This window comes from Micromonospora profundi, from assembly GCF_011927785.1.
GTDB lineage: Bacteria > Actinomycetota > Actinomycetes > Mycobacteriales > Micromonosporaceae > Micromonospora > Micromonospora profundi.
Map to the genome: position 1 here is coordinate 3800833 of NZ_JAATJK010000001.1, position 11738 is coordinate 3812570.

Annotated in this window: 9 protein-coding genes; 5 read left to right on the plus strand and 4 right to left on the minus strand. The window is 71.3% G+C overall.

The window, feature by feature from the left end; translation table 11 throughout:
- Positions 1-16: 16 nt before the first annotated feature.
- The gene (locus tag F4558_RS16675) at positions 17-1123 is read right to left on the minus strand and encodes a FecCD family ABC transporter permease (RefSeq protein ID WP_312877347.1); all 1107 of its coding nucleotides are present in this window, start codon (positions 1121-1123) and stop codon (positions 17-19) included.
- On the minus strand, positions 1120-2166 hold the full coding sequence (locus F4558_RS16680) for a FecCD family ABC transporter permease (RefSeq protein WP_167945062.1): 1047 nt from the start codon (positions 2164-2166) through the stop codon (positions 1120-1122). Before F4558_RS16680 ends, F4558_RS16675 begins: the two co-directional genes overlap by 4 nt.
- Positions 2167-2308: 142 nt before the next feature.
- Between F4558_RS16680 and F4558_RS16685 the strand changes: the two genes are divergently transcribed.
- Entirely contained in the window at positions 2309-2668 is a 360-nt protein-coding gene (locus F4558_RS16685; protein WP_167945064.1) for a YciI family protein, read from the plus strand.
- A gap of 33 nt (positions 2669-2701) precedes the next feature.
- Here F4558_RS16685 and F4558_RS16690 read toward each other — a convergent pair whose 3' ends face one another.
- Positions 2702-3058 (minus strand): cytidine/deoxycytidylate deaminase family protein, encoded by a 357-nt coding sequence (locus F4558_RS16690; protein ID WP_167945065.1) that lies wholly within the window; start codon positions 3056-3058, stop codon positions 2702-2704.
- Between the two features lie 136 nt (positions 3059-3194).
- Between F4558_RS16690 and hrpA the strand changes: the two genes are divergently transcribed.
- Positions 3195-7256 carry an ATP-dependent RNA helicase HrpA gene (gene hrpA, locus F4558_RS16695; RefSeq protein WP_167945066.1) on the plus strand — a complete coding sequence of 1354 codons (4062 nt, stop codon included), beginning with the start codon at positions 3195-3197 and terminating at the stop codon, positions 7254-7256.
- A gap of 9 nt (positions 7257-7265) precedes the next feature.
- Here hrpA and F4558_RS16700 read toward each other — a convergent pair whose 3' ends face one another.
- A complete protein-coding gene (locus F4558_RS16700) occupies positions 7266-8195 on the minus strand; it encodes a LysR family transcriptional regulator (RefSeq protein WP_053653382.1) in 930 nt (309 codons plus the stop codon).
- 83 nt (positions 8196-8278) lie between these two features.
- Between F4558_RS16700 and F4558_RS16705 the strand changes: the two genes are divergently transcribed.
- From F4558_RS16705 to F4558_RS16715, 3 genes are read left to right on the plus strand one after another with little or no spacing between them, the layout of a single operon-like run.
- Positions 8279-8962: a succinate dehydrogenase cytochrome b subunit gene (locus F4558_RS16705; RefSeq protein WP_082377338.1), complete on the plus strand. Its 684-nt coding sequence runs from the start codon at positions 8279-8281 to the stop codon at positions 8960-8962.
- A 1-nt stretch (position 8963) separates the two neighbouring features.
- The gene (locus tag F4558_RS16710) at positions 8964-10901 is read left to right on the plus strand and encodes a fumarate reductase/succinate dehydrogenase flavoprotein subunit (RefSeq protein WP_053653381.1); all 1938 of its coding nucleotides are present in this window, start codon (positions 8964-8966) and stop codon (positions 10899-10901) included.
- Positions 10898-11662 carry a succinate dehydrogenase/fumarate reductase iron-sulfur subunit gene (locus F4558_RS16715; protein WP_053653380.1) on the plus strand — a complete coding sequence of 255 codons (765 nt, stop codon included), beginning with the start codon at positions 10898-10900 and terminating at the stop codon, positions 11660-11662. The genes F4558_RS16710 and F4558_RS16715 overlap by 4 nt, the downstream gene beginning before the upstream one ends.
- The last annotated feature ends 76 nt before the right edge of the window (positions 11663-11738 follow it).

Sequence of the window (11738 nt, forward strand, 5' to 3'; positions counted from 1 at the left end):
GGCGGGCTGGGCGACGTCACGACGGCCGCCGCCGTCCGCGCAGCAGTAGGAAGATCAGGTACGGACCGCCGATCGCGGCGGTCAGCACACCGGCGGGCAGTTGGGTGGGCGCGAACAGCCGCCGGCCGGCGAGGTCCGCGAGCACCAGCAGCAGCGCGCCGAGCAGAGCGGCGCAGACCAGCGGCGGCCGTTCGGCGCGTACCAGCCGGCGGGCCAGTTGGGGGGCGACGAGCGCCACGAAGTCGACGGCGCCGACCTGGGCGGTGACCATCGCGGCGACGAGCACGCCGGTGCTGGCGAGACCGATCCGGCGGGCCACCGGCCGCAGCCCGACGCCTCGTGCGGTGTCGTCGTCCAGGGCGGTGCTGTTGAGCGCCCAGCCGGCCCAGGCCAGCACGGGCAGCAGCACCAGCAGGGTGCCGGCGATCCAGGCGGCCTCGGTCCAGCCCTTGCCGGCAAGGGTGCCGATCAGCCAGATCTGCGCGCGCAACCCGTCGATCGGGTCGGCGGTGAGCATGACCACCTCGATCAGCGCCCGGAACGCGAACGCCACAGCCACACCGGCGAGCACGAACCGCTGGGCGGCAAGCCCGTGCCGGGCGCCGAGGGCGAACAGCAGTGCTGCCGCCACCAGGCCACCGACAAGCGCGCTGGGTGCCACGAGGACCGCGGCGGCCCCGCTGGTCAGCGCAATGGTCGCGGCGAGGCCGGCGCCCTGGGTGATGCCGATGACGTCGGGGCTCGCGAGGGGGTTGCGGGCCACGCTCTGGATGAGCGTGCCGGCCACGCCGAAGGCCGCGCCGGCCACCGCGGCCAGCAGGATCCGGGGCAACCGAAGATCAAGAACAACGAGGTCGTACGGGGTGCCGGCGCCGGAGAGCGAGCGGACGACATCGGCCGTGGCGACGTACGGGGTGCCCAGGGAGAGGCTGAGCAGCATCGCCAGCAGGAGCAGGACGGTGAGCACGACGGCGACCAGCACCGCGCGGCGGCGCACCTGGAGGCTGACCGGGCCGACCCGCAGCAGCGACCGCCCGGGCAGCAGCGTGCCACGAGCACCAGCCGGACCAGAGGAGTCAGCCGGACCGGAAGAGTCAGCCGGGCGGTGGGTGGTGGCGGTCACGCGGTCACCACCCGGGCGCGACGGACCAGGAAGGCCAGCAGCGGCGCGCCGATCAGGGCGGTGACGATTCCGGCCGGTATCTCGCCGGGTGGGGCGACGAGCCGGCCGACGACGTCGGCGCTGAGCAGCAGCGCCGGCCCGAGCAGGGCGGACACGGCGAGCGTCCAGCGGTGGTCCGCGCCGACCAGGGCACGTGCCAGGTGCGGCACGGCGAGCCCGACGAAGGCGATCGGTCCGGCCGCCGCCACCGCCGCCCCGGTCAGCAGCACGGCGGCCAGGCCACCGCCGAGGCGGACCAGGCCGATGCGGTGGCCTAGGCCACGGGCCACGTCGTCGCCGAGGGCCAGCGCGTCCAGTCCACGGGCGACGACGGCGGCCAGCACGAGCCCGACGACGACGAAGGGCAGCAGTTGGGCGGTGACGGTCAGGTCGCGGCCGGCGAGTCCGCCGACCACCCAGAACCGGTACTCCTCGAAGGTGCGGGCGTCGATGCTGAGCAGCGCGTACACCCCGGAGGCGAGACTGGCGTCGAGCGCTGCGCCGACGAGTGCGAGGGTGACCGGACTCGCGCCTTCGCGGGCGCGGGCGGCGATGGCGAAGACCAGCACGCCGGCGAGGAGCGCCCCGGCGATGCCGAACCAGACGTACCCGGCGAGCGTTCCGACTCCGAAGACGGAGATGGCGAGGACCACGCCGAACGACGCGCCGGCGCTGATGCCGAGGATGCGCGGCTCGGCGAGGGGGTTGCGGGTCAGCGCCTGGAACAGCACGCCGGCCATGGCGAGTGCGAGGCCGACGGCGAGCCCGAGGGCGGTACGCGGCATCCGCAGCTCGCGGACGATTACTGTGGCGTCGCCGCTGTCCGGCGCGACGAGGGCGTGCCACACCTGGTCGACGCCGAGTTGCCGGCTGCCGAGCGCGAAGCTGGCCAGTACGGCGAGCAGCAGCACGAGCGCGGCTCCGGCGGTGACTGCCACCCGACGGCCGGTACGGGTGCCGGACCGGCTGCGGGCCATGGCCGGCCGGCTGGCGAGGGTGGTCACGATTCTCCTGCACGTTTCGCGCTTAGGTTCGCCTTACCTTAGCTGAGCGGCTGAGGGGTGCCTAACTGGTACCTGTCGATCCGAAAAGGGCTGACCAGGGCGGACGCCCGCGCGGGAGGACTGGCGCGCCTAGGGTGGGCTCATGCGATTCGACCAGCACACGGTCGTACTCCTGGTCCGGCCGGCGGAGGTCCCCGAGCTGCCGCTGGACGCGGCCGACCGGTTGCGGGACGCCCACCTGGCCCACCAGGCCGGCCTCGTGGAGCAGGGCCTCGTGCTCGCGGCCGGCCCGTTCCTGGCCGGCGACGACGAGCGGTTGCGGGGCTTCGTCGTGCTCTCCATCGGCCCGGACGAGGCCCGCGAGCTGTTCCACAACGATCCGGCGGTACGGGCCGGCCTGCTGGCCGTGCGGGTGATGAGCTGGATGGTGCCGGAGGGCAACGTACGGTTCGAGAGCGTGCCGATGCCCGTGTCGATGCTGGAGGCGGCATCCGGCGACTGAGCGCGCCACCGACGCTCAGACGGGCCGGCCGGATCAGGCGACCGGGGCCACCCGCAGGGCGTCCACCGGCCCGACGATCATCCGCAGCGACGGGAAGTGGTCGCGCAGGACGGCCTGGCACCGCTCGCACGGCGCGACGACCTCGCGGCCCCGGTCGGCGACCGTGACGATCGTCTCCAACTCGGTGACGCCCTGCGTCGCGGCAGTGCCGATGACGACAAGCTCGGCACAGGTCCCGCCGGTCTCGTGGTGGACGTTCACGCCTGTGAAGACCCGCCCGTCGGCGGTACGCGCCGCGGACGCGACGGTGTGGCGCTGGCTGCGGCAACGCAGCTTGGCGACCGCCGAGGCGGCCTGCACCAGCGCACGGTCGGTGTCCCGCAGCTCCATCCCGGCCCCCAGCGCTCGACGTCGGCCGCCAACTCTAAACGGCGGCGTGCCCCGCCCGACCCCGGCCCGCCGGGCGGCCGTCGGGCCGGTAACCCGGGGGCGCTGCGCCGCCGCGCTGCCTATTCTTGGGCACGACATGCAGAATCAAGCCGCCGCCGCCGCGACCGATCCGGTACGCGAGCTGCACCGCCGCCTCACTCCCCTGATGTTCCGCGACCAGCGCCGGCTCCAGCGGCGCCTGGACGGTGCCCGCAAGCTGCGTGACCCGCAGCGCCGGGAGGCTGCCCTCGCGGAGATCACCGCCGAGGTGGCGAGGGCCGAGCAGCGGCTCGCCGCCCGGCGCGCGGCGGTGCCGGTGATCACGTACCCGGCGGGGTTGCCGGTCAGTGAGCGCAAGGACGACATCGCCGCCGCGATCCGCGATCACCAGGTGGTGATCGTGGCCGGTGAGACCGGCTCCGGCAAGACGACCCAGCTGCCGAAGATCTGCCTGGAGTTGGGGCGTGGCGTGCACGGCCTCATCGGGCACACCCAGCCCCGGCGGCTGGCGGCCCGGACGGTGGCCGACCGGATCGCCGACGAGTTGGGCACCGAGCTGGGTGACGTGGTCGGTTACAAGGTGCGTTTCACCGACCAGGTAAGCGAGCGCAGCCTGGTCAAGCTCATGACCGACGGCATCCTGCTGGCCGAGTTGCAGACCGACCGGATGCTGCGCCAGTACGACACGTTGATCATCGACGAGGCCCACGAGCGCAGCCTCAACATCGACTTCATCCTCGGGTACCTGCGGGAGCTGCTGCCCCGACGACCCGACCTCAAGGTGATCATCACCTCGGCCACCATCGAGACCGACCGGTTCGCCAGGCACTTCGCCGGGCCGCCCACCGCCGACGAGCCCGCCGGCGTACCGGCTCCGGTGGTGGAGGTGTCCGGGCGGACCTATCCGGTCGAGGTGCGCTACCGGCCGCTTGTCGAGCTGGCCGAGGGTGAGGAGGACGGCGACAGCGACGAGGAGAACGTCCGCGACCAGATCCAGGCGATCGGGGACGCAGTCGAGGAGTTGGCCGCCGAGGGGCCCGGCGACATCCTGGTCTTCCTCAGCGGGGAGCGGGAGATCCGGGACACCGCCGACGCCCTGGCCAAGCTGGTGCAGACGAAGCGGACACTGCTCGGCACCGAGATCCTGCCCCTGTACGCGCGGCTCTCCAGCGCCGAGCAGCACCGCGTCTTCGCCGCGCACACCTCGCGGCGCGTGGTGCTCGCCACGAACGTCGCGGAGACCTCGCTGACAGTGCCCGGCATCAAGTACGTGGTGGACCCGGGCACCGCGCGGATCTCCCGCTACTCCAGCCGGCTCAAGGTGCAGCGGCTGCCGATCGAGCCGATCTCCCAGGCGTCGGCCAACCAGCGCAAGGGACGCTGCGGGCGTACGTCGGACGGTATCTGCATCCGCCTCTACGACGAGCAGGATTTCCTGTCGCGACCGGAGTTCACCGACCCGGAGATCCTGCGCACCAACCTGGCGTCGGTCATTCTCCAGATGACCGCGATCGGGCTCGGCGACCTGGCCGCGTTCCCGTTCATCGACCCACCGGACAAGCGCAACATCACCGACGGCGTCAACCTGCTGCACGAGCTGGGCGCTCTGGACCCGACCGAGGCTGACCCCGCGAAGCGGCTCACCGCGCTGGGCCGGCGGCTGGCGCAGCTGCCTGTCGACCCGCGACTGGCCCGGATGGTGGTCGAGGGCGAGCGCAACGGCTGTGCCGCCGAGGTGCTGGTGATCACCGCAGCGCTGTCCATCCAGGACCCGCGCGAGCGGCCGGCGGAGAAGCAGGCCCAGGCCGACCAGGCGCACGCCCGGTTCGCCGACAAGGAGTCGGACTTCGTCGCGTACCTCAACCTGTGGCGCTACCTTCGCGAGCAGCAGCGGGAGCTGTCCTCAAGCGCGTTCCGCCGGATGTGCAAGGCGGAGTACCTGAACTACCTACGGGTACGCGAGTGGCAGGACATCGTCAGTCAACTGCGCCAGGTGCTGCGTACCCCGGCCGAGGGCGAGAGGCGCGGCGGACGGCCGGCGCGGGACACCTCGGGCGAGGCGGATGCCGGCCGGAATCGGCACGCGGCCGACCTGCCGGAGGAGATCGACACCCCGAAGGTGCACCAGTCGCTGCTGCCCGGCCTGCTGTCGCACATCGGCCTGAAGGACGCCCAGAAGCACGAGTACCTCGGCGCGCGGGGCGCGAAGTTCGCGCTCTTTCCCGGTTCGGCGCTGTTCAAGAAGCCGCCGCGCTGGGTGATGGCCGCCGAGTTGGTGGAGACGTCCCGGCTGTGGGGTCGGATCGCCGGCCGGGTCGAGCCGGAGTGGGTCGAGCCGCTCGCGCAGCACCTGGTCAAGCGCAGCTACAGCGAGCCGCACTGGGAGAAGAAGCAGGCCGCGGTGATGGCCTACGAGAAGGTCACCCTGTACGGCGTCCCGCTTGTCACCTCCCGCAAGGTCAACTTCGGGCGGATCGACCCGGCGCTGAGCCGGGAGCTGTTCATCAGGCACGCTCTCGTTGAGGGCGACTGGCAGACCCACCACCATTTCTGGGCCGACAACAAGCGTCTGCTCGGCGAGATCGAGGAGTTGGAGAGCCGCGCCCGACGCCGGGACATCCTCGTCGACGACGAGACCATCTTCGGCTTCTACGACCAGCGGATCCCGGCCGACGTGGTCTCCGGCCGGCACTTCGACACGTGGTGGAAGAAGACCCGCCGGGAGCAGCCCGACCTGCTCACGTTCACCCGCGACCTGCTGGTCAACGACGGCAAGGCGGGGGTGGACGAGGGCGACTACCCGGACGAGTGGCAGGCCGAGGGGGTGACCCTGCCGCTCACCTACCGGTTCGAGCCGGGCACGCCCACCGACGGCGTCACGGTGGACATCCCGCTGCCGCTGCTCAACCAGGTGCCGGCGGAGAGCTTCGACTGGCAGGTGCCGGGGCTGCGTGAGGAGCTTGTCATCGCGCTGATCCGCGCGCTGCCCAAGCCGATCCGCCGCAACTTCGTGCCGGTGCCGGACTTCGCGCGGGCCGCCCTTGCCGCGATCACCCCGGGCGAGGAGCCGTTGCTTGACGCGCTCACCCGCCAGCTGCGCCGGATGACAGGCGTGACGGTGCCCCGGGACGCCTGGGAGCCGGCCAAGCTGCCCGCCCACCTGCGGGTCACGTTCCGGGTGCTCGGCGACGACGAGAAGCCCGTCGCCGAGGGCAAGGACCTGCAGGCGCTGCAGCGCCAACTCCGCCAGGAGGTACGCCAGGTGGTGGCGGCCGCCGCGCCGGAGGTGGCCCGTACCGGGCTGCGCGAGTGGAGCATCGGCACACTGCCACGGACCATCGAGCAGGTCCGCGCCGGCTACGCGGTGACCGCCTATCCGGCGCTCGTCGACGAGGGCGCCACGGTCGGGGTGCGGGTGTTCGACTCCCCCGCCGAGGCGGAGGCGGCGCAGTGGGCGGGCACCCGACGGCTGCTGCGGCTCACGGTGCCCTCCCCTGCCCGGTTCCTCCAGGGTCGGCTGAGCAACGAGGCGAAGCTCGCGCTGAGCCGCAACCCGCACGGCGGTGTGCAGCAACTGATCGAGGACGCGGCGGGCGCGGCCATCGACCGCCTGATCGGCGACGCCGGTGGGCCGGCGTGGGACGCCGAGGGCTTCGCCGCGTTGCGCGAGAAGGTCCGGGCGGACCTGGTCGACACGGTGGTCGAGGTGATGGACCGGGTGCGCAGGGTCCTCGCCGCCGCGTACACCGTCGAGCAGCGGCTCGGCGCCACCCGCAACCTCGCCGTGGTGGCGGCGTTGGCGGACATCCGCAAGCAGCTCGCCGGCCTGGTGCACGCCGGGTTCATCACCGAGACCGGGTACGCCCGCCTGCCCGACCTGCTGCGCTACCTGACCGCCATCGAGCGCCGGATGGACCGCCTCGGCGGCAACCCGCAGCGCGACCGTCAGCAACAGGACCGGATCGCTGTGGTGCAGAAGGAGTACGACGATCTGCTCGCCGCGCTGCCGCCCGCGCGCCGGCAGGAAGCCGCCGTCCGCCAGATCCGCTGGATGATCGAGGAGTTGCGGGTGAACGTCTTCGCGCAGGCGCTGGGCACCCCGTACCCGGTGTCGGAGCAGCGGATCTACCGGGCCATGGACGACGCCGAGGGCCGCTGACCTCGCGGGTCAGCGCGGGTCGACGCCCGGCGGCAGGTCGTCGCGGTCGATAGCGGACTGGATGTAGTCGAGCAGGATCCGGCGCAGCTCCCGCCCGGCGTGGGTGGGCACCACGTCCTTCCGGCGGGCCACCGCGATGGTCCGTCGCACCCCGGGCGGGGCCAGTGGGGTGATCCGTACCCCGGGGCGGCGGGCCAGCACGATGCCCGGCACCAGCGCGATGCCGAGCCCTGCCTCGACGAAGCTGAGGACGGCGTCCATCTCGCCGCCGTCGACAGCGAAGGTCGGCTCGAAGCCGGCCTCGCGGCACGCCTGGATGGTGGCGTCGCGCAGGTCGTAGCCCTCCCGGAACATCACCATCGGCTGGTCGCGCAGGTCGGTGATGTGCAGCTCGCCGGTCGCCGAAGCGGTCGGCACCTCGTGCACCGAGGCCACCACGAGGCTCTCCCGCAGGATCGGGTCGACACGCAGGCCCGGGTCCGCGCCCTGGGCCGGCATGATGATCAGCGCCAGGTCGAGGTCACCGCGGAGCAGGTCGCGGACCAGGTCCTGGGAGCCGCCCTCCTCGACGCGCAGGTCGACTGTGGGGTGGGCGTCCCGGAACCGGCGCAGCACCGGCGGGGCGAGCGAGGTGGCCAGGCTCGGGGTGGCGCCCAGCCGCACGCGGCCCCGCCGGAGCCCGACCAGCTCCTGCACCTCGCGGGTGGCGGTCTCCACGTCGGCGAGGATGCGGGTCGCCAACGGCAGCAGCACCTCACCGGCCGCGGTCAGTGTGATGTTTCCCCTTACCCGCTCGAAGAGGGGGGCGCCGAGGTCGGTTTCCAGAGCGTGAATTTGCTTACTGAGAGAAGGCTGAGTGATGCCTACCAGGTCGGCGGCTTGGGTGAAATGTCGTACTTCGGCCACCGCGACGAAGTACCGGAGCTGATGGAGCTGCATCTACATAGCCTACGGCTATCAACACTGCGAGTTTGATGCATTGGACGACTGATTGAAGTGCTCCTAGCGTCGGTCACGTGGTCATGACGAAAACTCGGTCGCCCATCCGCACGAACGTCGGTCTCAAGGCCGTCATGGCGGTGACGGGCATTGTGCTGGTGCTGTTCCTGATCGCGCACATGCTCGGGAACCTGAAGGTCTTCGCGGGGGCATCCTCGTTCGACAGCTACGCGCACTGGCTGCGCGACATCGGAAAGCCGCTGCTGCCCGGTGTGTGGTTCCTGTGGATCATGCGCATCGGGCTGGTGGTGGCCGCCGTCGGCCACATCTGGGCCGCGACGGTGCTGGCGCTGCGTGCCCGCGCCGCCCGCCCGGTGCGCTACGCCCACCGTAAGAAAGTCCGGGGCAGCTACGCGGCCCGCACGATGCGGTGGGGCGGGGTGATCATCCTGCTCTTCGTGATCTACCACATCCTGGACCTGACCACCGGCACGCTCAACCCGGTCGGCGACCCCACCAAGCCGTTCGGCAACGTCGTCGCCGACTTCGCGCCGGAGCGCTGGTACGTCACGCTCTTCTACACCCTGGCGATCGTCACGCTCGGCTTCCACCTGCGCCACGGCGCCTTCAGCGCGTTCCGCAGCCTCGGCCAGCAGACGCCGCGAGGTGAGCGTCGGGCGCGCAACGCCGCGCTGGTCTTCTCCGTGGCGCTCTGCGCCGGATACCTGGTGGTCCCGTTCGCCGTTCTCACCGGATTGGTGTCCTGACATGGAACTCTTCACCGAGGGCGACCCGATCGCCGACACCAGGGCTCCCGACGGCCCGATCGACAAGCGCTGGGAGACCCGCCGCTTCGAGGCCAAGCTCGTCAACCCGGCCAACCGCCGCAAGATGACGGTGATCGTGGTCGGCACCGGCCTGGCCGGCGGGTCCGCCGCCGCCACGCTGGCCGAGCAGGGCTACCACGTCAAGTCCTACTGCTACCAGGACAGCCCGCGCCGGGCGCACTCGATCGCGGCGCAGGGCGGCATCAACGCCGCGAAGAACTACCGCAACGACGGCGACTCGGTGCACCGGCTGTTCTACGACACCGTCAAGGGCGGCGACTTCCGCTCCCGGGAGTCGAACGTGCACCGGCTCGCCGAGGTGTCGGTGAACATCATCGACCAGTGCGTCGCCCAGGGCGTGCCGTTCGCCCGCGAGTACGGCGGCCTGCTGGACACCCGCTCCTTCGGTGGCGCCCAGGTGCAGCGCACCTTCTACGCCCGGGGCCAGACGGGTCAGCAGCTGCTGCTCGGCGCGTACCAGGCCCTGGAGCGGCAGATCGGCCTGGGCAACGTGGAGATGAACGCCCGGCACGAGATGCTGGAGCTTGTCGTCATCGACGGCAAGGCCCGGGGCATCGTCGTCCGGGACATGGTCACCGGCGAGATCACCACCGAGATGGCCGACGCCGTCGTGCTCGCCTCCGGCGGTTACGGCAACGTCTTCTACCTCTCCACGAACGCCAAGGGCTGCAACGTCACCGCCACCTGGCGGGCGCACCGCAAGGGCGCGTACTTCGCCAACCCCTGCTACACGCAGATCCACCCGACCTGCATCCCGGTCTCCGGCGACCACCAGTCGAAGCTGACCCTGATGAGCGAGTCGCTGCGCAACGACGGCCGGGTCTGGGTGCCGAAGACAAAGGGCGACGACCGCAGCCCGAAGGACATCCCCGAGAACGAGCGGGACTACTACCTGGAGCGGATCTACCCCTCCTTCGGCAACCTGGTCCCCCGCGACATCGCCTCCCGTGCCGCCAAGAACGTCTGCGACGAGGGTCGGGGCGTGGGACCGACGAAGCTCGGCGTCTACCTCGACTTCGCCGACGCGATCAACCGCCTGGGCCGCAAGGCCATCGAGGCCAAGTACGGCAACCTCTTCGAGATGTACGAGCGGATCACCGGCGAGGACCCGTACGAGGTGCCGATGCGGATCTACCCCGCCGTGCACTACACGATGGGTGGCCTGTGGGTCGACTACGACCTCCAGTCGAGCATCCCGGGCCTGTTCGTGATCGGGGAGGCGAACTTCTCCGACCACGGCGCGAACCGGCTCGGCGCGTCCGCGCTGATGCAGGGCCTCGCCGACGGCTACTTCGTGCTGCCCACCACGCTCGCCAACTACCTGGCCTCCGGCCCGCTGGAGAAGGTCGACGCCAGCCACCCGGCGGCGGTGGAGGCGCGCACCGACGTCGAGGACCGCATCCAGCGGCTGCTGGGGGTCAACGGCGACCGGACGGTGGACTCGTTCCACCGGGAGCTGGGCCAGATCATGTGGGAGCACTGCGGCATGGAGCGCAGTGAGGCCGGCCTGCGCAAGGCGATCGACGAGATCCGCGCCCTGCGCGAGCAGTTCTGGCAGCGGGTCAAGGTGTCCGGCACCGGCGAGGAGTTCAACCAGTCGCTGGAGAAGGCCGGCCGTGTCGCCGACTTCTTCGAGCTGGCCGAGCTGATGTGCATCGACGCCCTGCACCGCGAGGAGTCCTGCGGCGGCCACTTCCGGGCCGAGCACCAGACGCCCGACGGTGAGGCGCAGCGCGACGACGACCGGTTCGCGTACGTGGCGGCGTGGGAGTTCACCGCCACCGGCGAGCCGTCGGTGCTGCACAAGGAAGACCTGAAGTTCGAATACGTCCACCCCACGCAGCGGAGCTACAAGTGAACCTGACCCTGCGCATCTGGCGCCAGAAGGGCCCTGAGGACAAGGGTCGGATGGTGACCTACCCGGTCAACGACGTGTCCCCGGACATGTCGTTCCTGGAGATGCTCGACGTGCTCAACGAGCGGTTGATCCTCGACGGCGAGGACCCGGTGGCGTTCGACCACGACTGTCGCGAGGGCATCTGCGGCATGTGCGGTCTGATGATCAACGGTGACGCGCACGGCCCGCAGCGCGGTACCACCGCCTGTCAGCTGCACATGCGGCAGTTCTCCGACGGCGAGACGATCGACATCGAGCCGTGGCGGGCCAGCGCCTTCCCGGTCATCAAGGACCTGGTGGTCAACCGGGACGCCTTCGACAAGATCATCGCTGCTGGTGGCTACGTCACCGCGCCGACCGGCAGCGCGCCCGAGGCGCACTCCACGCCGGTGGCCAAGGCCAACGCGGACGCCGCCTTCGAGTCGGCCGCCTGCATCGGCTGCGGCGCCTGCGTGGCGGCCTGCCCGAACGGCTCCGGCATGCTCTTCACTGCCGCCAAGCTCACCCAGCTCTCACTGCTGCCGCAGGGCCAGCCGGAGCGCTACACCCGGGTCATCGGCATGGTCGACGCGCACGACGAGGCCGGCTTCGGCGGCTGCACCAACGCTGGCGAGTGCACCGTGGTCTGCCCGAAGGGCATTCCACTGAACACGATCGGCCGGCTCAACCGCGACTACCTCACTGCCACCACCAAGGGCGCCGGCAACACACCCGGCTCCTGAGGCTCCACCGCGCCGACCAGGCCGCCGTACCTTTCCGGGTACGGCGGCCTGTGCTCTACACGGGGTCGGGCGACCG